This window comes from Stenotrophomonas sp. FW305-3-2-15-E-LB1 (assembly GCF_058787375.1).
On record NZ_JBYSZR010000005.1, the window covers coordinates 45,699 to 72,465 of the forward strand.

The window sequence follows — 26,767 nt, forward strand, 5'->3', positions numbered from 1 at the left end:
TGCTTCGCGAGCGACCGAACGCACAGCCGCCAGCGGCTGGGCCGGGCCCCGGAGGGGGACTTGCAGCGTCCCCTGCGCAGCCCATCTACCCGGCCAACCACAAATGCACTGCGAACGGCGCCAACCACGAGGGGCTGCGCCGTTCGCCGGTCAATCGAACAGCGCCTCGATCGCGGCCAACCCCGCCGTCGCGCGCTCCTTCTTCCGCGCCGCATCCGCCACCGGGTCCGCGCCATCGCGCTGGATCTCCTCGGCCGGAATCTCCTCGAAGAACCGGCTCGGCTTCAGCCGCACGTGCTCGCCGAACTTGCGCGTCAGCTTGCTGTAACTCATCCACAGCTGGATCTTCGCGCGGGTGATGCCCACGTACAGCAGGCGCCGCTCTTCCTGCAGGTTGCCTTCGTCCAGGCTGACCTGGTGCGGCAGCACGCCGTCCTCGCAGCCAACGATGAAGACATAGGGGAATTCCAGGCCCTTGGACGCATGCATGGTCATCATGCGTACCTGGTTGCCGCCCTCATCCTTGTCGCTGCGCGACAGCAGCGCCAGCTGGCCGGCAAGGTCGGCGGCGGTGGCGCCGCGCGGGCCGCCCTCGAACCACTGCGCCAGTTCCTCGATGTTGTTGGCACGGCGCTGGTAGCTGGCCTCTTCCTTGGCCTGCTGGCGCAGCTCGCTCAGCAGCCCCGACTCCTTGGCCACCTTGCGGATCATGTCGCCGGAGGTGATCTGCCGGGTCTGCGCGCGCAGGTCGCGCAGGATGTCGGTGAAGCGCGCCAGGCTGTTGGCCGCACGCGGCGGCAGCTGCTGCAGTGCGCCGATCGACTCGGCGGCATGCGCCATCGGGATGTCCTTTTCCTGCGCCAGCTCGGCCAGCTTGGCCAGCGTACCGGCGCCGACATCGCGCTTGGGCGACTGCACCGCACGCATGAACGCGGTGTCGTCGTCCGGGTTCACCAGCAGCCGCAGCCAGGCCAGCGTGTCCTTCACTTCCTGGCGTTCCAGGAACATGGTGCCGCCGGTCAGGTGGTAGGGGATACGCAGCAGCTGCATCGCCTTTTCCAGCGGCCGCGACTGGAAGTTGCCACGGAACAGGATGCAGAAATCACTCCACGGCACCTTGTGCGCCTGCGCCACGTAGGCGATCTCGGCGGCGACTTTTTCCGCTTCATGTTCGCTGTTGCGGCATTCCCATACGCGGATGCGCTCGCCGTCGGCCTGATCGCTCCACAGCTTCTTCAGGTGTTCGTGCGGGTTGTTGGCGATGAGCGCGTTGGCCGCGCGCAGCACGCGGTTGGAGCAGCGGTAGTTCTGCTCCAGCTTGATGATTTCCAGCGCCGGATAATCGCGCCCCATCTGCTGCAGGTTTTCCGGGTTGGCACCGCGCCAGGCGTAGATCGACTGATCGTCGTCGCCCACACAGGTGAAGTTGCCCTTCTCGCCGGCCAGCTGCTTGAGCATGCGGTACTGCGCGTCGTTGGTGTCCTGGCATTCGTCCACCAGCAGGTAGCCGATGCGTTCGCGCCAGGCCACGGCGATGTCCGGGTTCTCTTCCAGCACCTGCACCGGCAGGCGGATCAGGTCGTCGAAGTCGACCGCATTGAACGCGGTCAGGCGCAGCTGGTAGCGCTCGTAGACGCTGGCCGCTTCCTTCTCGCGGTTGCTGCGCGCGGCGGCCATCGCCTGCTCGGGCGACAGGCCGGCGTTCTTCGCGCGCGACACCAGGTTCTTCATGTCCTCGATGTCGTCAGGCTTGGCGCCGGACATCAGGTCCTTGATCTGCGCAGCGGCATCGTCGGCATCGAAGATCGAGAAGCCGCGCTTCAGGCCCACCGCCGCGTGTTCGATCTGCAGGAACTTCAGGCCCAGGGCGTGGAAGGTGCAGATGGTCACCTCGTCGGCGTCCTGCTCGCGCAGGCGCTTGGCCACGCGCTCGCGCATTTCCTTGGCCGACTTGTTGGTGAAGGTGATCGCCGCGATGCGGCGCGCGGGGTAACGCCCGCAGCCGATCAGGTGGGCGATCTTCTCGACGATCACGCGCGTCTTGCCACTGCCGGCACCGGCGAGCACCAGCAACGGGCCTTCGATGTGCAGGACGGCGGCGGCTTGGGGAGGATTGAGACCGTGCATTGGAGGGGGATTGTAGCGGTCCCGGGTGACGGCCACAGCCGTCGGCCGGTGGGGATGCTGAACGGCTTCGGCGCGCCGGGGCAGCGGCGTACAATCGGCCGATGGCCAAGCTCTATTTCTACTATTCGGCGATGAACGCCGGCAAGACCACCACCCTGCTGCAGAGCGCGCACAACTACCGCGAGCGCGGCATGCGGGTGGCGATCCTGACCCCGCGCCTGGACGACCGCGCCGGTGCCGGCGTGGTCGCCTCGCGCATCGGCCTGCGCGCCGAGGGCATGGCCTTCGACCGCGACAGCGACCTGCAGCGCTGGGTGGCGCAGGACCTGGACGACAACGGCCCGATGGGCTGCGTGCTGGTGGACGAGGCACAGTTCCTGACCCGCGCGCAGGTCTGGCAGCTGAGCGAGGTGGTCGACCAGCTGCGCATCCCGGTGCTGTGCTACGGCCTGCGCACCGATTTCCGCGGCGAGCTGTTCGAGGGCAGCCAGTACCTGCTGGCCTGGGCCGACGAGATGCAGGAGATCAAGACGATCTGCCACAGCGGCAAGAAGGCGACGATGACCGTGCGCGTGGACGAGCATGGCCACGCCGTGCAGGACGGCCCGCAGGTCGAGATCGGTGGCAACGAGCGCTATGTGTCGGTGAGCCGGGCGGAATTCAAGAAAATCACCCGCGGTGAAGGCCGGATCGACCCGGCGCAGGCGCCCCTGCCGCTGTAGGCGGGCGTGACGTCCGGCCGTTTACAAGGCCGCGGTGACCGCCCTAGGCTGGGCCAACGTCACCGTTGATCGGGAAGTCCGTCATGCGCTCCGTCCTGTTGCTGCTTCCTTTGATGTTCCTGCCGGGGCTTGCCACGGCAGCCGGCCAGGCGGCTTCGCCGCAGGACGATGCGGCGCTGCTCGGTGCCGGCTTCCTGGATGGCCATCCGGACATGAAGTTCCGCCAGTGGGGAATGAATGCCCTGCAGCAGGGTGATGCCGAGGCGGCGATGGACAATTTCCGCAAGGCTGCCCGCTATGCGGACAAGCCGGCACAGGGCCTGCTCGGCGAGATGTACTGGTACGGCGTCAAGCGTGCCGCCGACCCGGTCATGGCCTACGCCTGGATGGATGTCGCCTCCGAGCGCGGCTACCCGCTGATGCTTGAACTGCGTGACAAATTCTGGGCCGCATTGCCGCTGGAAAAGCAGGCAGAGGCACGGGCGCAGGCGCTGCGGCTGCGCGATGAGTACGGTGATGCGGCGGCCCGGCCGCGCCTGGCCGCCGAACTGCAGCGCGGCAAGCGGGCGATGACCGGCAGCCGCACCGGCTCGCTGTCCAACAACGTGGACATCGTCTACATGGACGGGGGAGTGAGCCGCACCATCAAGGCCGATCGCCTGTATGACCCCACCTATTGGGATCCCGACCGCTACCAGCGCTGGCAGGACGAAAACTGGATGAAGATCCGGCGCGGCACGGTTGACGTCGGCGTGCCCACCGTCGCACCCGCACCACCGCCGGCGCCTGCACCGGCAGACACCGGCGGCAAGTAACACCGCCGGCATGGCGTGCAGGGCGGCGCCCTGCCCGCCCACATGCTCCGGTTACAGCGCGGCCTCAGTAGAGCGTGCGCTCCGGTGCGCCCGCCGGCGGCGGGGTGTACTGGTACAGCCAGGTCTCGGTGAGCGGCTTGCCGCCACTGCGCAGGTACAGGCGGATGTCGATCTGCTCGGTACTGCCCTCCGGCGGCACCAGGTCGAACATCGCGCGGTAGCCGTTGATCTCGCGCAGCGGCCGCGCCGAGACGATCTCCACCCGGCCGCGGCTGGCTTCCACCACCGCCTCCACCTCGCCCTTGTCGATCAGCCTGGCCAGCTCGCCGCCTTCGAAGTCCACCGCAAAGCGCCAGCTGAAGTACTCGCGCTTCTTGCCCACCACGCCGCCGAGGCCGGTGTGGGTGGCCACGCAGTGCGCCAGCGGCGTGCGTGCCGGCGGCTCGGCGCCCCAGAACAGGCGGTAGCCGACCAGCAGCTCCTGGCCCGGCTGCGGCTTTTCCTTCGGGTTCCAGAACGCCACGATGTTGTCGAAGGTTTCGTCCACGGTGGGGATCTCCACCAGCTGCACCGAACCATCGCCCCATTCGCCCTTCGGTTCCACCCACAGGCACGGGCGCTTCTCGTAGAACACGCCGTCATCCTGGTAATGGTCGAAATTGCGGTCGCGCTGCAGCAGGCCGAAGCCGCGCGGGTTGTGGTCGACGAACATGTTGAAGCGCAGGTTGCGCGGGTTCACCAGCGGTCGCCAGATCCATTCGCCGGCACCGGTCCACATCGACAGGCCATCGGTGTCGTGGATTTCCGGGCGCCAGTCCCATCCCATGCGGCGGTCGTTCTCGCCCACCTGGTACATGCTGGTGCACGGGGCGATGCCCAGGCGCTCGATCGCCTTGCGCGGGTACAGCGCACTGTCGATATCCATCAGCAGCACGTCGCCATTGGTGATGGCGAAGCGGTAGGCACCGGCCACGCTGGGCGAATCGAGCAGGCCGTAGACCACGATCGTGTCCGAGTCGGCCGCCGGCTGTTCCAGGTAGTAGGCGATGAAATCGGGGAATTCCTCCGGCTTGCCCATGCCGGTATCGATGGCCAGCGCACGCGCGGACTGGCCGTACTGGCCTTCCTTGCCGACGGCGCGGAAATAGCTGGCGCCGAGGAAGGCGGCGAAATCGCGGTCGGTGTCCTTGCGGGTGTTCAGGCGGAACCCGGCAAAGCCCAGGTCGGCCGGCAGCTCGCCGTTCTTCAGGCCGCTCTTGCCGTAGTTGAACGCCGCACCGTCATAGGCCAGTTCCTGCGCCTTGCCGTCGACCACGTCGAACATCCGCACCGGCGAATGGAAATACAGGCCGAGGTGGAAGAACTTCGCCTGGAACTTGCCGGGCTGGTCGGCCCACAGCGCATGGTCCTGGCGGTAGCCGATGGATTGGTACTGGTCCCAGTCGAGGGCTTCCAGCGGCTTGGGCAGCACCCGCTTGTGGCTCTGGTACGGCGCCTGCGCCAGTGCGCGGGCCTGGCCCTTCAGTGTGGCGAAGTCGAACGGCTGCGGCTGGCCGAGCCGGCGCAGGCCGAGCTGGCCACTCTTCCCGGCCGCGCAGGCCGGCAGGGTCGGCAGGCCGAAGGCGGCCAGGGCCAGGGAGGCATTGCGGAGGAAGTCGCGTCGTTGCATGCAGGCGCGGAAGCAAGGGAAAGGTCGGCCATCATAGGCAGACAAACGTTAACGGGCAGCGGAGGGCTGTACGGTCGGTTCAGCCTGCGCCAGCGCGGCCAGCCGCGCATCCAGCTCGCGCAGGGCCGGGGCCTGTGCCCCGCGCTGGGCCAGCAGCAGCTGGCGTGCTTCGGCCAGCGCAGCGTGTGCCGCGTCCGGCTGCCCGGCCTGCTGCAGCGCGCCTGCCTGCGCCAGCAGCGCCTGCGGCAGCAGGGCCATATGGTCGGGCTGGCGCCAGATCGCCACCGCCCGCGCGTAGTGCCTGGCCGCCAACGCGGCGTCGCCGTGATCGCTGGCCCACTGCCCCAGTGCGAACTCGCCCTGGCCCACCTCGCGGTGGGCCGGGCCCAACGCGGCCAGCAACTGCGCCTGGACCTGCTGCAGCTCCTGCCCTGCCTGTTCGCCCTGCCCGCGCTGCAGGGCCAGCATCGCGCGGGCGCGGCGCACCACCAGCGCCTCGGGATGGCGTGGGCCCCAGGCATCCTGTGCCGCCTGCCAGGCCAGGTCCAGTTCAGTGGCAGCAGCCTCGGTCCGGCCTTGCCGCGCCAGCACTTCGCCCAGTTGGCGGTGCAGGCCGATCACCTGCGGGCTGCGGCCATCGCTCGGCTGGTCCAGCAGGCCCAACGCCTGCTGGTAACCGGCCAGCGCCGCAGGCAGGTCGCCGGCGCTGGCATCCAGCCCGGCCAGGTCGGCCAGCGATTCGGCGCGGCCAAAGCGCTGGCCGATGCCCTCGTGGCGCAGGGCGAGGGACTGTTCGAATGACGCGCGCGCCGCCTCCGCATTGCCCAGCTGCGCCTGGCAGCGACCCAGCTGGCTGTGGAACTCGGCCACCGTTGCCGGCAGTGCGTCGGCTTCACTGGCGGCCAATGGCTGCAGCGGTTGCAGGTGCGCCAGACAATCGCGGTCGCGGCCCAGCATGCGCAGCGCGCGACCCCGCTGGGTCACTGCTTCCAGCTGCAGGGCGGGCGGCACGTCGTCCACCTGCTGCAGCAGCCGGCGCTGCTGGTCCAGGGTCTGCAGGGCCAGCTGGTAGTCGCCCAGGCCGATCCGCAGGCGGCCGATGACGCCTTCCAGTTCGGCCAGCGCCAAGGGCTGGTCGGCCAGCTCGGCCTCACCGCGCTGCTGCCCGGTGGCCAGCAGCTGCGGCACGTCGAAATGGCCGTGGCGCTCACTGGCCGCCTTGTCGAACAGGCTGACGGTGAAATCCTGCATCGCCTGCGCGCGGGCCATTTCCACCTGCGCCTGGCGCGCCTGCCACAGCGCGACGGAGGTGGTCCCGAGCAGGGCCAGCACCGCCAGCGAGGCCAGCGCCACGCCCCAGCGGTGGCGGCCGATGTACTTGTTCACCCGGTAGCCCACGCCGGGCGGCCGGGCCTGGATCGGCCGGCCCTGCAGGTAGCGTTGCAGGTCGCCGGCCAGCGCCTCGGCCGAGGCGTAGCGCTGTGCGGGATCTTTCTGCAGCGCCTTTTCCAGCAGCACGTCGAGGTCGCCGCGCAGCTGCCGGGCCTGCCGCTGCAGCGCGCGCCGGGCGGCACCCGGCTGGTCGGCCAGGCGCTGCAGCAGCGCCGAGGCGCGCGGGACCTGCACGTCCAGGATCGACCGCTCCCATTCGGCATCGCTGTGCCGGCGCAGGCGGTAGGGCTTGTGCCCGGTCACCACCTCGAACAGCACCACGCCCAGCGAGTAGACATCGGTGAGGGTGGTCACCGCCTCGCCGCGCACCTGTTCCGGCGCGGCGTAGTGCAGGGTGAACGCGCGCACCTCGGTGGGCGGGTGGGTGGCGTCGGCATCGTCGTGGTCGAGCAGCGCGGCGATGCCGAAATCGAGCAGCTTCACCGTGCCATCGGCGCGCACCAGGATGTTGGAGGGCTTCAGGTCGCGGTGCACCACCAGGTTGGCATGGGCATGGCTGACCACCGCGCAGACCTGCAGCATCAGCTGCAAGCGGGTTTCCAGCGGGGGCTGCAGGCGCCGGCAGTAGTCGCTGATCGGTTCGCCTTCCACGTAGTCCAGCGCCAGGTAGGGCTGGCCGTGCTGGTCCACGCCGGCATCCAGCAGCTGGGCCAGGTGCGGATGCTGCAGGCGGGCCAGGATCTGCCGCTCGCGGCCGAAGCGCTGCCGCAGCCCGGGGTCGGCCACGCCGCTGCGCAGCAGTTTCAGCGCCACCTGGCGCTGGTACAGGCCGTCGCAGCGCTCAGCCAGCCAGACTTCGCCCATGCCGCCCTCGCCCAGTGGACCCAGCAGGCGGTAAGGGCCTACCTGGCTGCCGGCGCGCCCCGGTGGCGGTGCGGTCCACAGCGGCTGGGCCATGAACTCCTGGCTGTCGGCCTCCTGCAGCAGCAGGTGTTCCAGGTCGCGGCCCAGGGTCGGGTCATGCTCGGCCAGGCGCTGCAGGCGCAGCTTCCGCGCCTCCGGGGCCAGCTCCAGCAGCTGGTCCAGCCAGGACGACAGTTGCTGCCAGCGCGCGGCATCCATGGTCGGCCTGCGCGCCTCAGTCGCCGCGCATCGCCGCCAGCAGGAACAACCGCGCCTTCTGCCAGTCGCGGCGGATGCTGCGCTCCGAGCGCTGGCTGAGTTCGGCGATCTCCTGTTCGGACAGGCCGGCGAAGTAGCGCAGCTCGACCACCCGCGCCAGGTGCACATCGACCGCCTGCAGCCGCTCCAGGGCGACATCCAGCGCCAGCAGGTCTTCGTCCAGGCGCACGCCGCTGCTGCTGTTCTCGGGGATCTCGGCCACCCGCTTCAGGTCGCCGCCGCGCTTGCGCGCCAGCCGGTTGCGCGCGTAGTCGACCACCACGCTGCGCATGGCCGAGGCGGCATAGGCGAAGAAGTGCGCGCGATCCTCGAAGCGCGCCGCGCCGCGGCTGCCGAGCAGTTTCAGGTAGGACTCGTGGACCAGCGAGGTGGCGTCCAGGGTGCGCCCCTGCTGGCCGGCCAGCTGGCGCCGGGCCATGCCGTGCAGTTCCTGGTACAGCGTGGTCAGCACGCGGTCCAGCGCCGTGCGGTCGCCACCGCGCGCGGCATCCAGCCAGACAGTGATATCCGGTCCTTCGTCCATCGCAACCTCCCCCGCAGCGGATGCTGTGCGGACTATAACGCCGCCCGCGTCCGCTGCATGAAGAGATTCAGCGCTGGCAGCGGCTGCACCACACGCTGGCGCGCTGGCCGATCATCGCGTGCTTGAGCGGGCGCCCGCACTGCGGGCACGGCAGGCCGTCGCGGCCATAGACCAGCAGCTCCTGCTCGAAGTAGCCCGGGGCGCCATCGGGGCTGATGAAGTCGCGCAGGGTGGTGCCACCGCGGGTGATGGCATAGCCGAGGGTGTCCTTCACTTCGCGGGCCAGCCGACGATAGCGTTCGCGCGAGACCTTGCCGGCTTCACGCAGCGGACTGATGCCGGCCTTGAACAGGCTTTCGGCGGCGTAGATGTTGCCCACCCCGACCACCACCGCCTGGTCCATCAGGAAGGTCTTCACCGGTGCGCTGCGGCCACGGCTGCGCTCGAACAGGTAATCGCCGTCGAAGGCCTCGTCCAGCGGCTCCGGGCCCAGCCCCTGCAGCAGCGGATGCACCTCACCGGCCGGCTGCCACAGCAGGCTGCCAAAACGGCGCGGGTCGTTGAAGCGCAGCAGGCGGCCGTTGTCCAGGCTGATGTCCACGTGGTCGTGGGTGCGCAGCGGCGTGTCCCCCGGCAGCACGCGCAGGCTGCCGGACATGCCCAGGTGCAGCACGGCGCTGCCCACGGCGGTATCCAGCAGCAGGTACTTTGCTCGCCGGCGCACCGCCTCGATGCGCTGCCCCGGCAGCAGATCGGCCACCTCCGGCGGAATCGGCCAGCGCAGGTCGGCGCGGCGCAGGATCACGCCATGGACGCGGCGGCCTTCCAGGTGCGGCGCCAGGCCGCGGCGGGTGGTTTCTACTTCGGGCAGTTCAGGCATGGGCTGATTCTACGCCGGGCCATGCGAAGCCGCCGGGCATGGCCCGGCGCTACCGGCGATCGCGGAACCGCAACGTCAGCGCGGCGGCGCCGACAGTTCGCGTGCATCCAGGTAACCATCGCCATTGGCGTCCTGCTTGTGGAAGCGCTGCACGATCACCTGGCGCTGCTGCTCGCGGGTGATCGGCCTGCCCTTGCCACCGGGCAGCTCATCGGCGGTCAGCACACCGTCGCCGTTGCGGTCCATGTGGTCGAAGGCATACAGCATCCACTGCACGTATTCGGTTTCGCTGACCTTGCCATCGCCATCGCTGTCCATGCGCTGCAGGTAGGTGGCGGTGTCACTGACCTGCGCTGCCGCGGCCAGCGGCAGCAGGCACAGCAGCGGAACCAGCAGCTGCCTCATGCGCCCACCAGGGTATAGCCCTTCAACCGGGCGGCGTACGCCTGCAGCGCAGCGATGCCGCTTTCCTCGGCCTCGTGGCACCACGCCTGCAGGTGGCGCAGGCGCTCGGCTGCATCGTGGCCACGGGCTTCCAGCAGCGCGGCAAGGCGCGCGCGGTATTCCACCAGGGTGCGGATGCGCGGGCGCTGCGCGACCCACGCGCTGAGCTGGGCGCGGCTGTCGGGCTGCAGCCAGCGGCCATCGTTGACCAGGCCACGGCGCAGGCGGCGCGGCAACAGGCGGCGCAGCTTCGCCCCGGCCTGCGTGGCTTCCTCGCGCAGGGCCGGCATGAACACGTTGCGCTGGTAATCGGTCATCGCCTGGAAGCGGTGCGAGAGCAGCGCCTTCAGGGTCTCGGCATCGGGCACGGCGATGTTCGGGCGCACGTCCATGGCCGGTGCAACGCGCAGCACCTTGGCCAGGCGCAGCGCCTGCAGCAGGCGGATCGCGCTCCAGCCGATGTCGAACTCCCAGCGCCGCATGGCAAAGCGCGCCGAGCTGGGGAAGGCATGATGGTTGTTGTGCAGTTCCTCGCCACCAATCCAGAACGCCCACGGCGTGAGGTTGGTGGACGTGTCGGCCGACTCGTAGTTGCGGTAGCCCCACCAGTGGCCCAGGCCGTTGACAACGCCTGCGGCCCAGAACGGGATCCACGCCATCTGGATCGCCCACAGGGCCACGCCGGGCAGGCCGAACAGCACGCTGTTGATGGCCAGCAGCAGCACCGGGCCGAGGGTGGCGCGCGGGGTGTAAAGGTGGCGCTCGATGGCATCGTCCGGGGTGCCACGGCCGTACTGTTCGATGTCCGCACGCATGCCCCGGGCCTCGCGGTACAGCTCCACGCCGTGCCAGAACACCTTGCCGATGCCGCGGGTGACCGGGCTGTGCGGGTCGTCCTCGGTTTCCACCTTGGCGTGGTGCTTGCGGTGGATGGCCACCCACTCACGGGTGATCATCGAGGTGGTCAGCCACAGCCAGAAGCGGAATACATGCGCGACGGCCGGATGGAAATCGACCCCGCGATGCGCCTGGCTGCGGTGCAGGTACAGCGTGACCGAGAAGATGGTGAGCTGGGTGAATACCAGCAGCACCGCCAGCATGGCCCAGCCGCCCAGGCCGAGCACGCCACCGGTGAGCAGGGAGATCAGGGCATCGGGCATGGCGGCACTCCAGATCGACGCGGGATGGCAGACATGATGGGCGCTTAAGTTGCAAACTGCACCCTCGCGACGGTCGTCGTGCACCGTCATAAAGTGCCACCGTTCACAGTTGGGGACCTGAGTTGTCGAGCCTTGATCCGCGCACCCGCGCAATTACCACTGCCCCGTCCGCCGCGGAGCTGCCGCCGCTGATCGAACTGGACCACGCCAGCGTGGTCCGCGGCCAGGTGAAGGTCCTGCACGGGCTCAGCCTGCGCATCGCGCAGGGCCAGCACACCGCGCTGCTGGGCCCGAACGGCTGCGGCAAATCGACGTTCATCAAGCTGATCACCCGCGAGCTGTACCCGCTGGCCCAGGCCGACGGCCGGGTGGCGGTGAAGGTGCTGGGGCAGAACCGCTGGCAGGTCGATCGCCTGCGTTCGCAGCTGGGCATCGTCACCGGCGACCTCAGCAGCAACCTGTCCGACATGCCCGGGCTGACCGTGGAACAGGCGGTGCTGTCCGGCTTCTTCGCCAGCTACGTGGTGCCGGCGTTCCGCGAGGTGACGGCGGACATGCGGGCACGGGTGGGCGAGACGCTGGCAATGACCGGCGCACTGGCCCTGCGCGAGCGCGCCTATGCCGAGCTGTCGGCCGGCGAGACCCGCCGGGTGCTGATCGCCCGCGCCCTGGTCAACCGGCCGCAGGCGCTGCTGCTGGATGAACCCTCCACCGGGCTGGACCTGGTGGCGCGGCAGCAGCTGGTGGCGACCATGCGCGTGCTGGCCCAGCAGGGCATCACCCTGGTGCTGGTGACCCACCATATCGAGGAAGTGATTCCCGAGATCGAACGCGTGGTGCTGCTGCGCGACGGCCGCGTGCTGGCCGACGGCACCCGCGATGAACTGCTGCGCGACGAACCGCTGTCGGCGGTATTCGGCGGGGCGATCAGCGTGGTGGAACAGAATGGGATCTTGACCGCGTACGCGGGGTAATCCGGCGGGACGGCGGTAGAGTCGACCGTTGGTCGACTATCGCGCGCAGCGCGGGGTTCTCGCGGTCTGTTGGAAGGGCAGTCGACTAACAGTCGACTCTACCCCGCGGTCATGTCATGCCGGTGCAGCGGGCCGGGGAAACCGGCCCGCCACGCGCTGCTCAGAACCGCAGCGCCAGCGCGCGTGATTCGATCGGCGCCATCCGGCTCTGGTCCTGCAGCTGCAGGTCACGCAGTTCATACGGCGCGCCGAAGCCGGGCGGCAGTGCGGCCTGGTCGAACGGCAGCACCAGCGCGCCACGGCCAGCGCCCTCGAACCATGCGGCCGCGTGCGCCTGTGCCACCGGCTTCAACTGGCCATCGGCGCCGGTGGCGTACAGCGTGCCGCGCGCCTCGTAGCGACCGGCCGCCGCGACCTGCAGCGGCAGGCTGACCTGGCGGGTGGCCGCGTCGGGCGTGGCCTGGCCGCTGAAGCGTGCGGTCGGCTGCGCCACCGCGAAAGCCACCTTGCCATCGCGCAGCACGCCATCGGCCTGGGCGAACACCTGCAGCTCCCACAAGCCCTGCACCGTGCTGGCCTCTGCCGGAATGCGCACCTGTGCACGCAGGCTGCCATCGGTGGTACGCAGCAGGCGCTGCGGCCAGCTGCGGCCGTCGGGCGCCACCAGCAGGGCTTCGCCGCCGAGGCTGCTGCGGCGCGCGGCCAGCTTCGCGGCACTGGGGCCGTCTTCCAGCAGGCGTGCCTGCAGCTGCACGCTGCCACCGGCCAGCACCTGCGCCTGGCTGGCCTGCACCTCCAGCCGCACCGGGCTGTTGGGTTCCAGCACCTGCACCACGTAGCGGCCCTGCGCCTGCGCGCTCTGCAGCCGGTACGTGCCCACCGCGCTGCTGGCGCCAGTGCGCAGCATGCTGCTGCCATCGGTCACTGCCATGCCTGCAGCCTGCAGCTGCCGCGCATCGACGCTGCGCGCCACGCTGCTGCGGCCGGCCGCATCGCGCACCTGCAGTGCCTCGGCAGGCAGCGCGCGTGCACCGGTGCCCGGGCTGAGCTGGATCACGGCATCCGGTGCGGTCAGCGGCAGGTCCAGGCCGCGTTGCAGTTCGGCGGCGTCGACCTGCTGCCAGTAGCTGCGGCTGACCGCCGCGTAGGCGCCCGGTGCCTGCAGCGGCTGCGCCGGGTCCAGTGCCCAGGCGAAGGCCAGCGGCACGCGCTCGCTGTCATCGGCCGGCAGCGGCGCGGCCACCAGCGCCGCGGGCACCTGGTCACCGGCGGCGGCGGCACGCAGCGCCTGCGCGGCATGGGCCGGCACAGCGGCAAGTGCAGCCAGTACGGCCGCAGCCAGCAGGGTTGATTGGATCTTCATGGTCATCTCCCTCACTGGGTCAGGTCGTTGCGCAGGATCGTGCCCAGGCCGAAGCACTCGCGGCGGCTCTGGTTGTGGCTCAGCGGCTCGGCGCCCTGGGTACGCGCCTTGTCGGTGAACCACAGCGTGCCGGCCGCCTTCTGGCTGCTGCACTCCAGGAAACCGTCCGAGCAGGACGACAGCCAGTTCTGGGTGAATTCCAGGCCGACATTGGCCGGGTAGCCACCGCAGTAGCTGTTGCTGTCCCACACCGCCGATTCGACATCGCTGCCAACCACCGCGCGGAACGGCCTGGGCAGTGCCGGGCGCCCCGCCGTGCCGTACAGGTTCTGCGCGTTGTAGGTCGCCATGTGACCCACCTGCTGCATGCGTACCGCATCGTTCTTGTAGCCCAGCAGCCAGCCCAGCGAGGTTTCGAAGGTGTTGCCGTTGAGCACCGCGTCGGCCAGCGGCGTGCCGGCCGAGGACGGCGCCAGTGCGGTCACCTTGCGCAGGGTGCTGATGATCTTCGGGTAGCGGCTGTCGTAGGTGGGGTTGGACAGGATCCAGCGCACCACGTTGCCGCCGTTGGAATGGGTGATGACCACCAGCTGGGTGATGCCACGGCTGTCGATGAAGCCGGTCAGTTGTCCGGCCAGGCAGCCCGCGGCTTCCGGCTTCCACATGTACTGGGTGAAATCGCAGTTGATGACCACGTAGTTGCTGCTGTTCGGCAGGCCCTGCCGCACGGTGTCGATGATGGCCGGCTGCCAGTAGTCCTGGGTGGCGTTGGTCTGCGCGCCGGTGCCGTGCACGAAGGCCACGCCATACACGTCGGCGGACCAGGCCGGGGCGCTGGCCAGGCCCAGCAGCAGGGCCAGGGCGGTACTTCCTGTTGCGGTGCTGCGCATCGCATCTCTCCCTCGTCAGCGGATCCCCCCGGCCCGGCTGTGGGCCGATGCTGGCGGCGAACGCGCGTGAAAGTCCGTGCGCTGCGCCCGTATTCGGGAGATTGGCGACGATGGATGCCGTTGTTGCAGGATCGTGACTATCCAGCGGCACCATGCCGGGTCTGGCCGTATGACCGATGGACGCTGCGGGCGGCGGGAGGGGCTGCGATCATGGCCGCTGTGTTTCCTGTCTCGAGCCTGCCCATGTCTTTGCCTGCCCTCCCCGCCCGCCCCCTGCTCGGCCTGGCCATCGCCCTGTCGCTGGCCGGTTGCGCGTCCACCGCCCCCGCGCCCACTGCGGTGGAAGCCACCATCACCACCAAGGCGGTGGGCTACCTGGACAAGGCGGCCGTGCCGGCCAGCATCGCCCTGGTGCCGGCGCCGCCGGCGGCTGGTTCGGCCGGTTTCGCGCTGGACGAACAGGTCAGCCGCGAAGCCCGCGCCCTGCGTGGCACGCCGCGCTTTGCCCAGGCCACCCGCGATGCCGAACTCGGCTTCCCGGCCGGCGCCAACCAGTTCTCCTGCGCGGCCGACATCGACGTGGACGCGGTGAAGACCCCGGCCCTGTACCGCCTGCTGGAACGCAGCCGCATCGATGCCAGCGCCGCCACCAAGGCGGCCAAGAACCAGTACCAGCGCCCGCGCCCGTTCATGGTCAACGGCGAGCCGACCTGCACGCCGGACGATGAAGCCGGCCTGCGCAGGAACGGCTCCTATCCATCCGGCCACACCTCCATCGGCTGGGCCTGGGCGCTGATCCTTTCGGAGATCGCCCCCGACCGCGCCGATGCCATCCAGGCGCGCGGCCGCAACTACGGCGAGAGCCGCCTGGTGTGCAACGTGCACTGGCAGAGCGACATCCTCGAAGGCCGCTTCATGGGCGCTGCCGCCGTGGCCCGCCTGCATGACAACGCAGCGTTCAACAAGGATCTGCTGGCGGCGCGCAAGGAGATCGCCGATGCGCGCAAGGCCGGCCTGCATTCCAGCCGCGACTGCGCGGCCGAGGAAGCGGTGCTGAAGGTGCGGCCGCAAAGCGCGCTGTAAGCGCAGGGCGGATCAATCGCTGCCGGCCAGCGGCCGACACTACCGGGGACGAGCAGGGGTAGCGCCGGGCCATGCCCGGCGACCTGTAAAGCAGAAGGGCCGGCATTGCGCCGGCCCTTCTTCATTGCATCACGCCATCAGCCGCCTCAGAACTTCGCGGTGAACTCGACGCCGAACGTGCGCGGCTCGTTGAGGAAGCCGGTCAGGTTGTTGAAGTCGATCGCGCCGACCACGCGGGTCTGGTTGGTCAGGTTGCGGCCGAACACGGCCACGTCGTACTGGCCGTAATCCCAGTTGTAGCCCACGCGCAGGCCACCTTCCAGCGAGCTGCGGCTGCGGAACTCCGGCGACTCGTACAGGAAGAAGTTGACCGCACTCTTGTACGCCCAGTCGGTGTACACGTAGACCTCGCTGGCATCGTTCACCGGGAAGCCGGCACGCAGGGTCAGGTTGTGGATCCACTTCGGCGCCTGCGGCAGCGGGTTGCCGTTGACCAGCGCGTAGGTGCCGCCGTTGATGACGGTGGTCGGGTCGGTGATGGTGCAGCCACCGCCACAGATCGCCACGGCCAGGTCACGGTCCTTGATCTCGGTGTCGTTGTAGCTGCTGCCCAGGGTCATCAGCACGTGGTCGGTCAGGTACGCCTCGAAGTCCAGCTCGAAGCCCTGGCCGATGGTCTTGTCGGCGTTGAGCAGGGTGGCGGTGTTGTTGCTGCCACCCACGGCGATCAGCTGCTGGCCATCAACGTTGTAGCGGAACACGTTGAAGCCCAGGCGTGCGCGGCGGTCGAACAGGTCGGCCTTGATGCCGGCTTCGTACGAGATCACCTTCTCCGAATCGGCCTGGGTGACGCCGCCGAAGGCCAGGCGGCCCTGGATCGACGGTGCACGGAAGCCCTTGGCCACGCGCGCATAGGCGTTGATGTTGTCGGTGATCTGGTAGACGCCGCTCAGGTCCCAGCTGACGTCGTCGACATCGCTGTTGGCCAGGTACGGGCCGCTGACCGGCGTGCCGCCCGGCACGGCCTGCAGCACGCTGGCGGTGAAGTCCTTCTTGTCCTGGGTGTAACGCACGCCGGCACGCAGCTTGAAGCGGTCGGTCACGTCCAGGTCGCCCGAGGCGAACGCGGCCCAGGCCTTGTTGCGCTGGCTCTGCACGGCGTGGCCGGTCTGCGGGTTGCCCGGGGTCAGCGAGTCGTAGTTGAAGCTGTCGATGGTGACGTCTTCATCGAAGTAGAAGACGCCGGCCTGCCAGTCGAAGCGGCCCCACTCGTTGGATTCGACGCGGAATTCCTGCGTCCACTGGCGGTGGTGCGGCAGGCCGTCGGCCGATTCGGACGGGAACGGAATCAGGCCCGGGCCGGAGTTGCCGGCACCCAGGAACGCCGCGCCGTAGCCACCATCGACGTCGCCGTGGTTCAGCGATTCGGCGGTTTCATAGCCGGTGATCGAGTGCAGGGTGACGCGGCCCAGGTCCCACTTGAGGCGTGCGCTGCCGCCCCAGGTTTCCAGGTTGGAGAAGTTCAGGCCATCGGTGGAGACCTTGTCGCGGTCGAAGTTCTCGACCAGCGCGTTGCTGCCCTTCTGGATGATGTTGGCGCGGAACAGGCGGGCGGTGCCGTTGAGCTTGCGCTTGTGCAGGTTGAACAGTGCTTCGACGTCGTCACCTTCGTACAGGAACTGCACGCGGCCAGCGGCCTCGTCATAGCCCTCGAAGCCCGAGCTGGGCGCGGTGGTGATGGTGTTGTCGACGTAGTTCTCGCGGCGCTGGTACAGCGCCGACACGCGCGCCGACCAGCGGCTGGTCAGCGGGCCGCCGTAGGCACCCTGCACGTTCCAGGTGTCATACGTGCCGTAGGACATCTTCACGTAGCCATCGGCGTCCTGCGACGGACGGGCCGAATCGAACTTCACCACGCCCGCCGGGGTGTTGCGGCCGAACAGCGTGCCCTGCGGGCCACGCAGCACTTCCACGCCGGCCAGGTCGAACAGCGGGAAGCCCTTCAGCAGCGGGCTTTCCTGCACCACGTCGTCATACACCAGCGAGACCGGCTGCGAGGCATTGAGATCGAAGTCGGTGTTGCCCAGGCCGCGGATGTAGAAGCGCGGGAAGGCACGGCCGTAGGACGATTCGATGTTCAGGCTGGGCACGCGCGCGGACAGGAAGCGGATGTCATCGCCGGCGGAGCCGAGCACATCGAGCTTCTCGCCCTGGATCGCGGTGATCGCGACCGGCACGTCCTTGGCGTTCTCGACGCGGCGCTGTGCGGTGACCTGCAGGGCGTCGAGGGCAACCGGATCCTTGGCAGCGGGGGTTTCCTGGGCGGCTGCTACCAGCGGCAGCAGGGCGGAAAGAGCGGCAACGAGGGGACGCGCGACCGGAAATCGGCCACGGGAAGTGCGGGTCGGAGACATGGCGGTAGGCTGTGTTTGGAGGGGTGGTAAAACGGCGCTACCAGATAATTGTTGCAATACAGCACCTGCGCCGCAAATGCCGATCGTTCATGGCCCCTGCCCGCAACACCCCCGGCAGGCCGCTAGACTCGCGCTTTCCCCTTGCGACAGAGCTGCTGCGATGACCCAGTGGTACTTCCACGCCGCCGGCCAGGCCGAGCGTATCGGCCCGCTCGACGAGCACGCTGCACGCCAATTTGCGCAGGCCAACCCGCGGGCGCTGGCCTGGTGCCAGGGCATGAGCGGGTGGACAGCCGTGTCCGAACTGGCCGTATTGCACGCGGGCCCGGCAGCGCCTGCTACCGCCGCACCGCCGGTACTGCCCGCCGCCACGCCCGCTGCCGCGCAGGCGGCCAGCAGCAGCGGCGGCCACGGCGATCCCATCGATTTCCGCATCGTCGGCCATGAAATGCAGTTCGTGGAGATCGGCCTGGATCCGGGCGAAAGCGCGATCGCCGAAGCGGGCGCGCTGATGTTCAAGGAATCGACGGTGCAGATGGACACCGTGTTCGGCGACGGCTCGCAGGCCAGCAGCGGCTTCATGGACAAGGTGATGGCTGCGGGCCGCCGCGTGGTGACCGGCGAAAGCCTGTTCGCCACCGTCTACACCCAGACCGGCACGGGCCGCGGCAAGGTCGCCTTCGCCGCGCCCTACCCCGGCACGGTGCTGCCGATGAAGCTGGACCAGCACGGCGGGCGCCTGATCTGCCAGAAGGACAGCTTCCTGGCCGGCGCGCGCGGCGTGCGCATCGGCGTGCAGTTCCAGCGCAGGATCATGACCGGCCTGTTCGGTAGCGAGGGCTTCGTCATGCAGAAGCTGGAAGGCGACGGCTGGGTCTTCATCCATGCCGGTGGCTGCGTGATCGAGCGCGAGCTGGCCGCCGGTGAACGCCTGGACGTGGATACCGGCTGCGTGGTGGCCTACCACGCGTCGGTGGAGATGGACGTGCGCCGGGTCAGCGGCATCAAGAGCATGCTGTTCGGCGGCGAGGGCGTGTTCCTGGCCACGCTGACCGGGCCGGGCAAGGTCTGGCTGCAGTCGCTGCCGTTCTCGCGGCTGGCCGGGCGCATGTGGATGGCCGCGCCGCAGGGCGGCGGGCAGAGCCGCGGCGAAGGCTCGATCCTGGGCGGGCTGGGCCGCGCACTGGGCGGCGACAACCGCTTCTGATCCTGCACGGTAGCGCCGGGCCATGCCCGGCGAGCACAGCGGCAGCTGAACCATCCGCCGGGCACGGCCCGGCGCTACCCACGGATTTTGCACCTTCGGTATGCTGGCGCCCTTTCCTGAATCCGGCGCCCTGAGCGCATTGCCGATGAGCCTGTTCCGCCCCCGCGTGCTGCTGTCCGTCGCCCTGCTCGGCCTGTTGGCCGGTTGTGGTGGCGAGGAGGTCCGCCCCACTCCGCCGCCGCAGCCGATCCTGGTACCGCAGGCCAAGCCGGTGAAGATCGGCATCGCCCTCGGTGGCGGCGCAGCCAAGGGCTTTGCCCACATCGGCGTGATCAAGATGCTGGAAGCCAACGGCTTCGAACCGGTGGTGGTGTCGGGTACCAGCGCCGGCAGCGTGGTCGGCGCGCTGTATGCCAGCGGCATGGACGCGTTCCAGATGCAGAGCAAGGCCGTGGCGCTGGATGAAGCCAGCATCCGCGACGTGCGCCTGTTCTCCGGCGGCCTGGTGCAGGGCCAGAAGCTGCAGGACTACGTCAACGAGCAGGTGGCCAACCGGCCGGCCGAAAAGCTGAAGAAGCCGTTCGCCGCGGTCGCCACCCAGCTGGAAACCGGCGAGCGCGCGATCTTCGTGCGCGGCAACGTCGGCCAGGCCGTGCGCGCGTCCAGCAGCATCCCCGGCGTGTTCGAGCCGGTGAAGATCGGTGGCCGCAACTACATCGACGGCGGCGTGGTCAGCCCGGTGCCGGTGGATGCCGCGCGCCAGCTCGGTGCCGAGTTCGTCATCGCCGTGGATATCTCCAGCAAGGCCAGCGGCAAGGCACCGACCGGCATGCTGGGCATCGTCAACCAGTCGATCTCGATCATGGGCCAGCGCCTGGGCGAGCAGGAACTGGCACGCGCCGACATCGTCATCCGGCCGAAGGTGCTGGATATCGGTGCCGCCGATTTCAGCCAGCGCGGCACTGCCATCCTCGAAGGCGAGAAAGCCGCGATGGCGGCGATGCCGCAGATCCGCGCGAAGATCCAGCAGCTGCAGAAGGCGCGCGCGGCGGCATTGGCCCCGGCTGCACCGGTCGTGCCGAAGTGCGATGAGCCCTCGCGCCTGGGCAGGATGATGGGCCGCAAGGAAAAGTGCTGAGTGTTCTGCCGCGTCGCTGCTGAGCGACGCGGCATCCCGCGCTAGCGCACCGGCCGGTAACCGCTGGCCTGCTGACGTTCGCGCCGGCGTGCCTGGCGCGCCTGTTCCTGCAGCGCCGCGGTGTGCTGCAGCTGTTCCATGCCATCGGCGGGCACGTGCAACTGGCGGCGCGCACGGGTCAGCGCCAGGTAGACCGCGCGCACCGGGTTGTGCCAGATGCGCCCGCCCTGCCCTGCGCTGAAACAGCCGGGCGACAGCGAGACGACGTCGAACTGCAGGTTCTTCGCGTGCTCGGCCAGGCACAGCACCACGCGTGCATCGGCGGGCGTGTCCTGGTCATCCAGCGCCTGCAGCAGTGACTGCACGCGGTCGGCGGAGGCGAACAGGTCCGCCCATGCGCCCTGCCCGTCGCCGGCCTGCGTGGCCAGGAAACGCTCCTGCATCTGGTTCGACCCGCTATCGCGGCGGCGCCAGGCATCCAGCGGCCCCTGCAACGCGCTGCGCAGCGTGCGCAGCGAGGCCGGGTGCAGGTAGGGCCGCAGCCCCTGCGCCTGCAGCTGTGCGGCGTCCAGGGCCAGATCGGCGGCATTGCCATGGATGCGCAGGCCCGTGCGTGGCACCTGCGACCAGTCGCGGTAATGCAGCACACCCGTGGCGCGGTCAGCGGCACCCACAAACGGACCGCTGTCCGCGCCCAGGCCATCCAGCGCCAGCGCCTGGTTGACCAGGCCATCGACCTGGTTGCCCTGGCGCACCGACTGGTGCATTTCCAGCACCTTCGATGCAGCCCAGCGCGGCACCGTGCCGGACAGGCACTGGTGCGGGTCGCCCAGGCTGACCACACCCGGGGCGTGGCCAGCCAGCAACTGCTTCCACGACGGGCTCAGGTCATGCGCCTCGTCCACCAGCAGCATGCCCATGTCCTGCGGCGGGGTGACGCCGCGCAGCGCCAGCCACTTGCCGATGTGCGCCGGGCTCAGGCTCAACAGGGCGCCGCGCTGCAGTTCGGCATCGAACATGCTGCGCCAGACGTGCTCGGCCGCAGCCAGGTAGGGGGCCACGTCGAGCATGGCCGCCGGCACCGAGCGGTCGAAATGCTGGAACGCCATGCGCGGTGCGGACGACGCGCACCAGCGGTTGATGGCCTCGAAGGCGGTCAGCAGCACCTGTTCCGGGCTGCGCCCAGCGATGCCCTGCAGGCCGATGCGGCCGGCGATCTCGCGCGGGGTGCGGGTGCTGCGCCGGTAACTGGCGACGAAGCCGCCGGTCTGGCCATTGCGCGCGGCGTGCTGGGCCACGCGGTTGGCGAATTCGATCTGGGTCAGCAGGCGCACGGCCGTGCTGGCCGGCACGCGGGCGCGGAACGCTTCAACCTGCCCGCGCGACGGCGCGATGTAGGTATAGCGGCCCGGCCGCGCATCCATCAGCGCCAGCACCAGGTGGCCCTTGCCGGTACCGGCGTAGCCATCGAGGTCGATCAGCTCATCCGGGTTGGCCGCGATCGCGCGCAGCACGCGGGCCTGTTCGGACGTGTACAGGCCATGGTGTTCGACCGCGCGCGAATCGCTGGCAACGGCTTCGTCCTGGTCGTCGTCCTCATCGTCGCTGGCGAACGCGGCCGGGAAGCGGATCTCATGTTCAGCCAGGGTTTCCTGGCAGGCCTGCTGCAGGGCCAGGCCCGGGTACCCGCTGGGCGACTGCGCGATGAAGTCCTGCAGGATCTCCGCCGGTGCCAGCAGCACGCCATGGGCGGCCAGCGCGACCAGCCAGGCGTCCAGCTCCGGCTGGCCACCGCCGCCCGTACCGGTCAACTGCGTGGCAGCGGTTTCGTTGGTGGCAAACAGTGCACAGGCCTCGTGCAGCAGGCGCTCGATCTCGGCTGGCGCGTGCAGGCGCGCGCGGCACAGCTGCGCAGCCATCAGCCCGGCCTGTTCCAGCGCGGTCTGCGGCGGCGTGCCATGGGCGATGTAGCGCGCCAGCGACTTGCGCTGCAGCGGCAGGAAGGTGGTGGTAAGCACCGGGTGCTGGAGTTCGGACATGCCTGGAACCGGAAAGGAACGCTGCGCCGCGCGCAGGGCGGTGATGCTCGGCTACCCGCCCGGCGCCGTCAAATCGCCGCAGCCGGTTTACTCCAGCTGCGACAGCGGCAGCGCCTGGAAGCCCTTCACCGTGCGCAGCACGAAGCTGGAATTGGCGTCGGCCACGCCGCCGGCGTTGAGCAGCCGGTCCAGCAGGAAGCGCGAGAAGTGCTCCAGGTCGCGCACGTAGACGTGCAGCAGGTAATCCATGTCGCCGGTCAGGGCGTGGCAGGCCACCACTTCATCCCAGCCCTGCACGCTGTCCACGAAGTGGCCGATGGCCGCCTGGTCGTGCTTTTCCAGCTGCACGCGGACGAAGGCCTGCAGGCCCAGGCGCAGCTGGCGCGGTTCCAGGCGCGCGCCGTAGCCGACGATCACCCCTTCGCTTTCCAGCCGCTGCAGGCGCCGCAGGCAGGCCGACGGCGACAGGTTCACCCGCGTCGCCAACTCTGCGTTGGTGGCGCGACCATCACGCTGGATCTCGGCCAACAGGCGTATATCCGTGCGATCGAACTGGACTTCTCCGGCCATTGCTGCCCCGCAACACGGTGAGTACGCAAGGATATTGCGCCACGAGGCGCATTACGCGCAACTTTTGCAACCCTGTTGCGCGCGCCCTGCCCTAGCATCACTGGTATCCCTTCAAGGAGTGCCCCATGGACCTCGCCCAGCCCCGCCGCGTCGAACACCAGCAGACCGACAAGGGCTACGTGCCGGTGTACACCACCGCGCTCGTCGAGCAGCCGTGGGACACCTATACCGCCGACGACCACGCCACCTGGAGCACGCTGTACCAGCGCCAGCGCGAGCTGCTGGTGGGCCGCGCCTGCCAGGAATTCCTCGACGCGCAGGACGAGATGGGCATGAACGCGCACATGATCCCGCGCTTCGACCAGCTCAACGAAGTGCTCGGCGCGGCCACCGGCTGGACCCTGGTGGGCGTGGAAGGCCTGCTGCCGGAACTGGATTTCTTCGACCACCTGGCCAACCGCCGTTTCCCGGTGACCTGGTGGATCCGCCGCCCGGACCAGATCGACTACATCGCCGAACCGGACCTGTTCCACGACCTGTTCGGCCACGTGCCGCTGCTGATGAACCCGGTGTTCGCCGACTACATGGAGGCCTACGGCCGCGGCGGCGTCAAAGCCCACGCGATCGGCCCGGATGCGCTGCAGAACCTCACGCGCCTGTACTGGTACACGGTGGAATTCGGCCTGATCGACACGCCCGACGGCCTGCGCATCTACGGTGCCGGCATCGTGTCCTCGAAGGGCGAATCGCTGTACTCGCTGGAATCGGCCGCGCCCAACCGCATCGGCTTCGACCTGCAGCGGATCATGCGCACGAAGTACCGCATCGACACCTTCCAGAAGACCTACTTCGTCATCGACAGCTTCGAGCAGCTGATGCAGGCGACCTCGCCGGACTTCACCCCGATCTACGCCTCGCTGGCCGACCAGGCGCACCTGCCGGCCGGTGACGTGCAGGCCGATGACCGCGTGTTCCAGGCGGGTACGGGTGAGGGGTGGGCGGACGGCGGGGACGTGTGAGGCGAGGGCTCAGCGCAGGCGATCAGGAAGTGCCGTTGGCAATTGATTGAGTCGTTGCAGGACCGCGTGCGCGTGATAGGTGCGCCCCCAGCGACGATCACTGCCGGGGACGAGGATGCCTTCTGCCTCAAGCGCGTAGATCCCTGTCAGGGCTGAGCGATCAGACACCCCCAACAAGGCAGCCACCTGGCCTGCCGTCACCACCGGGTGGCCGATCAGCAACGGCGGAAGCCTGCGCGCCACCGAGTCGCGACGATAGCCTTGAAGTTCAGTCTCCCACGCTGCAGTGAGCCGTGACATGTCATCGGCGATGGAAATCGCATCGTGCGCAGACTCGACCACGGCCTGGCACAGCATATCCATCCATGGCCCCCACTCACCGCGAAGCTGCACCTGGTTGAGGGCGTCGTAGTAGGCGCTTTTGTTGCGCAACAAGGCGCCTGACAGATAGAGCGGCGGGTGGCCTTCGGCGGCGAGGATCAACGGCAGCAGCAGCCTTCCCGTACGTCCATTGCCGTCCTTGTAGGGATGGATGGTTTCAAACTGGGCGTGGGCAATCGCGAGCTGCGCGATGATGTTGAGTTCGAACTGCTCTTCCTCGGCGGGCTCGTACTTCAACATGGCGCGCTCGAGTTCACGCATCGCCGCGTCGATGCGATCGGGCGGCGAAGGGACGAAACGGGCATCTTCCGGTCGTCCACCCAAAGGACCAATGATGGCCTGCTCCTGGCGGTAGCACCCCTTGGGAAAGTCGTCGGCAGCATCCTGCATCAGGACCGCATGCAATTGGTTCACCAGCATGAGATCGAGTGCATGGCGTCCGCTCGCCCGCACGGCATCCAGGCCCAGCTGCAGTGCCTGGACGTAGCGCTCGGTCACCACGACATCGGCGGGCAGACCGTCCAGGCCGAGCGTGGCCTCAAACACCAGCAGTTCGTCCAGGTTGGTCTGGGTCCCCTCGATCTGGGAGCTCTGGACGGCTTCGCGTCGCGCGAGCGTCCGGGTCACCATGTCAGGGGCTGGCCATTGCCGCATCGCCTGATCCAGACGGTCCAGCGATGCATTTGCAGCGATGAGGCGCTGCCGCGAGCCCGCATGCCCTTCAGGCAACCGGCGAGGCGTCGGAGGAGGCGTCATGGCCAGCAGATTGGGCCGACCTTCCACGGGAACGAGGTAAGCCTGCAGGGGCCCTGCAATGTCTGCGCGACGCATCGGAAATCTCCGCTGGGATCACCCCTATCCTTCAAAAGCCTCCCATGCTTTTGAAGTTTATGCAAATAACCTTCAAAAGTGTCGGAGTGTTTTGAAGTTTCCGGGCAGGCGGGCCGCGCCGCTATCCTGCACGGCATGACTGATGCATTTGCTTCGCTGCGCGTAACCGACGTCGCCTTCAACGACGACTTCATCCTGCTGACCTTGGCCGATGGCCGCCGCACCCGCCAGCCACTGCGCTGGGCGCCCGCGCTGTTCGAAGCCACGGCCGAACAGCGCGCGCATTGGGTCGCCACCGCCGATGGCCTGGGCGTGAACTGGCCGGCGCTGCTGCCGCCGCGTGAGGCGGGCGTGGTCGATATCCCCAACCAGGTGTGGGATGACCGCTACGAGGCCGCGCTGGCGCGTCTGAAGGCAGCCGCGTGGACGCTGGATGCGCTGTCCGACGAAGACCAGCAGCTGGTGGCGCTCTGGCGCATGGAAGCGGACATCAACAACGGCGGCTTCATGCAGTTCCTGTGCAACTGGGGCGATCCGACCTGCCAGCTGGCACTGCGTGCGCTGCAGGCGATGGGCGCAGTGCAGACCCACGCGATCCTGGCCGGCATGCGCGGGCTGCTGGACCGGCTGGAGGACGACCCGGCGATCACGCAGCTGCACGACCTGTACGGCGCGATGACCGAGGAGGAGCAGGCCGCCCTGCACGCCTTCGACGAAGCCTATTTCGAGCGGCCGGAAGACCTGGCGCGGTTGGGGCTGAAGCATTTCGGGCCGGAGCCGTTGTAGAGCCAAGCGCGGATCGCGTTGATCTGTAGAGCCGAGCCCATGCTCGGCTGCGTTTCGATCACCGCGGGTACGCCAGCAGCACCACCAGATCCTCCTCACCCACCTGCTGCAGCGCGTGCGTGCTGCCCGTGCGCGTCAGCAGCGCGTGGCCCGCGCGCACGTCGTGCTGCTCTCCATCCAGCACGTAGCTGCCCTGCCCGCTCACGATGTAGTAGATCTCGTCCTTGTGCTGTGGGTGCAGGCCGATGCCCGCGCCCTTGTGCAGCACGCGCTTGCGCAGCACGAACGGCAGGTCCGCAGCGTCGGCGAAGAACGGATACGCGGTGGTCGGCCCCGCGCCACCGTGCGGGCCCGGCTGCGCGCGTGCAATCGCCTCTTCGTGCAGCATCTGCGAGGGACGTGCGGCATCGGCGCCCTGCCCTGCGCCCATCACATCGCAGTCGATGTCACGCACCAGCGCCGGTTGCAGCGCCGGCAGCAGCGGCACCGCCTCGCGCAGCACCAGGCAGGCTACCGCGTTGGCACCGGCCACGCTGAAATGCGTGCCATCGGCCTTGCCCTGCGCAGGCACGAACAGGAAGTACGGGCGCGCGCCCTGCTCGCCCAGCGCACGTATCCAGCGCGTGCTGCGGTCGTTGAGTTCGATCAGCGCGACCTGCTCGCGCGCCGCCAGCTGCTGCATGGCCACCGTGTAGCGCGCGTGCGTATCCAGCAGCGATCCGAAGTCGTACAGCAGCCGCGCCACCGGCGTGACCAGCACCGGCGTGGCGCCCTTGTCGCGCGCCACCTGCACATAACGCATCAGCAGGCGCGGGTAGTCAGTCTCCGGATCGGTATAACGCGTGCGGTCTTCGAACTTCGCATCGTTGTGGCCGAACTGGATCAGCAGCACGTCGCCGCGGCGCAGCTCGCTGGCGATTGCGTCCAGGCGCCCTTCGTCGATGAAACTGCGCGTGCTGCGCCCGCCCTTGGCGTGGTTGTGTACTTCGAAACGTGCCGGGTCCAAGTAGCTCTGCAGCGCCTGGCCCCAGCCCGCCTGTGGCGCACGCTCGGGCCCGTACTCGGCCGCGGTGGAATCGCCGGCGATGAACAGCCGCACCGGCGCCGCCTGCGCGGTGGTGCATGACAGCAGCAACAGCAGCAACAGGTTGCGCATGG

General features: G+C 68.9%; 22 protein-coding genes. 8 read left to right on the plus strand and 14 right to left on the minus strand.

Annotated elements, in window-relative coordinates; all coding sequences use genetic code 11:
• Positions 1 to 150: 150 nt before the first annotated feature.
• The gene (locus AC3WL7_RS05475; RefSeq protein ID WP_492749617.1) at positions 151 to 2,127 is read right to left on the minus strand and encodes a UvrD-helicase domain-containing protein; all 1,977 of its coding nucleotides are present in this window, start codon (positions 2,125 to 2,127) and stop codon (positions 151 to 153) included.
• A gap of 101 nt (positions 2,128 to 2,228) precedes the next feature.
• Here AC3WL7_RS05475 and AC3WL7_RS05480 point away from each other — a divergent pair, with 101 nt between their 5' ends.
• Together AC3WL7_RS05480 and AC3WL7_RS05485 are read left to right on the plus strand one after the other, a co-directional pair.
• A complete protein-coding gene (locus tag AC3WL7_RS05480) occupies positions 2,229 to 2,849 on the plus strand; it encodes a thymidine kinase (RefSeq protein ID WP_079224565.1) in 621 nt (206 codons plus the stop codon).
• 83 nt (positions 2,850 to 2,932) lie between these two features.
• On the plus strand, positions 2,933 to 3,664 hold the full coding sequence (locus AC3WL7_RS05485; protein WP_492749618.1) for a sel1 repeat family protein: 732 nt from the start codon (positions 2,933 to 2,935) through the stop codon (positions 3,662 to 3,664).
• Between the two features lie 64 nt (positions 3,665 to 3,728).
• On the opposite strand, the gene AC3WL7_RS05490 is transcribed toward AC3WL7_RS05485, so the two are convergent.
• From AC3WL7_RS05490 to AC3WL7_RS05515, 6 genes are all read right to left on the minus strand, one after another.
• The gene (locus tag AC3WL7_RS05490) at positions 3,729 to 5,333 is read right to left on the minus strand and encodes an OpgD/OpgG family glucan biosynthesis protein (protein ID WP_079224561.1); all 1,605 of its coding nucleotides are present in this window, start codon (positions 5,331 to 5,333) and stop codon (positions 3,729 to 3,731) included.
• A 48-nt stretch (positions 5,334 to 5,381) separates the two neighbouring features.
• Positions 5,382 to 7,847 (minus strand): protein kinase domain-containing protein, encoded by a 2,466-nt coding sequence (locus tag AC3WL7_RS05495; protein WP_492749619.1) that lies wholly within the window; start codon positions 7,845 to 7,847, stop codon positions 5,382 to 5,384.
• A 16-nt stretch (positions 7,848 to 7,863) separates the two neighbouring features.
• Positions 7,864 to 8,430 (minus strand): ECF-type sigma factor, encoded by a 567-nt coding sequence (locus tag AC3WL7_RS05500; RefSeq protein WP_079224557.1) that lies wholly within the window; start codon positions 8,428 to 8,430, stop codon positions 7,864 to 7,866.
• Positions 8,431 to 8,497: 67 nt separating this feature from the next.
• Entirely contained in the window at positions 8,498 to 9,310 is an 813-nt protein-coding gene (gene mutM / locus AC3WL7_RS05505; RefSeq protein ID WP_492749620.1) for a bifunctional DNA-formamidopyrimidine glycosylase/DNA-(apurinic or apyrimidinic site) lyase, read from the minus strand.
• 75 nt (positions 9,311 to 9,385) lie between these two features.
• Positions 9,386 to 9,715: an EF-hand domain-containing protein gene (locus AC3WL7_RS05510; protein ID WP_108745616.1), complete on the minus strand. Its 330-nt coding sequence runs from the start codon at positions 9,713 to 9,715 to the stop codon at positions 9,386 to 9,388.
• Positions 9,712 to 10,914, minus strand: coding sequence for a DesA family fatty acid desaturase (locus tag AC3WL7_RS05515; RefSeq protein ID WP_295518000.1), 1,203 nt, complete (start codon positions 10,912 to 10,914; stop codon positions 9,712 to 9,714). The genes AC3WL7_RS05510 and AC3WL7_RS05515 overlap by 4 nt, the downstream gene beginning before the upstream one ends.
• A gap of 152 nt (positions 10,915 to 11,066) precedes the next feature.
• Between AC3WL7_RS05515 and AC3WL7_RS05520 the strand changes: the two genes are divergently transcribed.
• Positions 11,067 to 11,888 carry an ABC transporter ATP-binding protein gene (locus AC3WL7_RS05520; RefSeq protein WP_492749670.1) on the plus strand — a complete coding sequence of 274 codons (822 nt, stop codon included), beginning with the start codon at positions 11,067 to 11,069 and terminating at the stop codon, positions 11,886 to 11,888.
• Between the two features lie 160 nt (positions 11,889 to 12,048).
• Here the strand turns inward: AC3WL7_RS05520 and AC3WL7_RS05525 are convergent, their stop codons facing one another.
• Together AC3WL7_RS05525 and AC3WL7_RS05530 are read right to left on the minus strand one after the other, a co-directional pair.
• A complete protein-coding gene (locus AC3WL7_RS05525; protein ID WP_492749621.1) occupies positions 12,049 to 13,251 on the minus strand; it encodes a DUF4785 domain-containing protein in 1,203 nt (400 codons plus the stop codon).
• A gap of 11 nt (positions 13,252 to 13,262) precedes the next feature.
• Entirely contained in the window at positions 13,263 to 14,141 is an 879-nt protein-coding gene (locus tag AC3WL7_RS05530) for a lipase family protein (protein WP_200733206.1), read from the minus strand.
• A 243-nt stretch (positions 14,142 to 14,384) separates the two neighbouring features.
• Here AC3WL7_RS05530 and AC3WL7_RS05535 point away from each other — a divergent pair, with 243 nt between their 5' ends.
• Positions 14,385 to 15,224 (plus strand): acid phosphatase, encoded by an 840-nt coding sequence (locus AC3WL7_RS05535; protein ID WP_492749622.1) that lies wholly within the window; start codon positions 14,385 to 14,387, stop codon positions 15,222 to 15,224.
• A gap of 146 nt (positions 15,225 to 15,370) precedes the next feature.
• Here the strand turns inward: AC3WL7_RS05535 and AC3WL7_RS05540 are convergent, their stop codons facing one another.
• On the minus strand, positions 15,371 to 17,638 hold the full coding sequence (locus tag AC3WL7_RS05540) for a TonB-dependent receptor (protein WP_079224549.1): 2,268 nt from the start codon (positions 17,636 to 17,638) through the stop codon (positions 15,371 to 15,373).
• 160 nt (positions 17,639 to 17,798) lie between these two features.
• On the opposite strand from AC3WL7_RS05540, the gene AC3WL7_RS05545 reads away from it, so the two are divergent.
• Positions 17,799 to 18,845, plus strand: a complete 1,047-nt coding sequence (locus AC3WL7_RS05545) for a TIGR00266 family protein (protein ID WP_492749623.1) — start codon at positions 17,799 to 17,801, stop codon at positions 18,843 to 18,845.
• A 145-nt stretch (positions 18,846 to 18,990) separates the two neighbouring features.
• A complete protein-coding gene (locus AC3WL7_RS05550; protein WP_079224545.1) occupies positions 18,991 to 19,983 on the plus strand; it encodes a patatin-like phospholipase family protein in 993 nt (330 codons plus the stop codon).
• Positions 19,984 to 20,024: 41 nt separating this feature from the next.
• Here the strand turns inward: AC3WL7_RS05550 and AC3WL7_RS05555 are convergent, their stop codons facing one another.
• Together AC3WL7_RS05555 and AC3WL7_RS05560 are read right to left on the minus strand one after the other, a co-directional pair.
• The gene (locus AC3WL7_RS05555; RefSeq protein WP_492749624.1) at positions 20,025 to 22,022 is read right to left on the minus strand and encodes a hypothetical protein; all 1,998 of its coding nucleotides are present in this window, start codon (positions 22,020 to 22,022) and stop codon (positions 20,025 to 20,027) included.
• A gap of 87 nt (positions 22,023 to 22,109) precedes the next feature.
• Positions 22,110 to 22,592: an Lrp/AsnC family transcriptional regulator gene (locus tag AC3WL7_RS05560; RefSeq protein WP_079224542.1), complete on the minus strand. Its 483-nt coding sequence runs from the start codon at positions 22,590 to 22,592 to the stop codon at positions 22,110 to 22,112.
• 125 nt (positions 22,593 to 22,717) lie between these two features.
• On the opposite strand from AC3WL7_RS05560, the gene phhA reads away from it, so the two are divergent.
• Complete coding sequence (gene phhA, locus AC3WL7_RS05565) at positions 22,718 to 23,611, plus strand: phenylalanine 4-monooxygenase (protein WP_079224541.1); 894 nt, start codon at positions 22,718 to 22,720, stop codon at positions 23,609 to 23,611.
• Between the two features lie 9 nt (positions 23,612 to 23,620).
• Here the strand turns inward: phhA and AC3WL7_RS05570 are convergent, their stop codons facing one another.
• Entirely contained in the window at positions 23,621 to 24,823 is a 1,203-nt protein-coding gene (locus AC3WL7_RS05570; RefSeq protein ID WP_492749625.1) for a Fic family protein, read from the minus strand.
• 135 nt (positions 24,824 to 24,958) lie between these two features.
• Here AC3WL7_RS05570 and AC3WL7_RS05575 point away from each other — a divergent pair, with 135 nt between their 5' ends.
• A complete protein-coding gene (locus AC3WL7_RS05575) occupies positions 24,959 to 25,609 on the plus strand; it encodes a DMP19 family protein (RefSeq protein ID WP_492749626.1) in 651 nt (216 codons plus the stop codon).
• 58 nt (positions 25,610 to 25,667) lie between these two features.
• Here the strand turns inward: AC3WL7_RS05575 and AC3WL7_RS05580 are convergent, their stop codons facing one another.
• A complete protein-coding gene (locus tag AC3WL7_RS05580; protein ID WP_492749627.1) occupies positions 25,668 to 26,765 on the minus strand; it encodes a GDSL-type esterase/lipase family protein in 1,098 nt (365 codons plus the stop codon).
• Positions 26,766 to 26,767 lie beyond the last annotated feature (2 nt).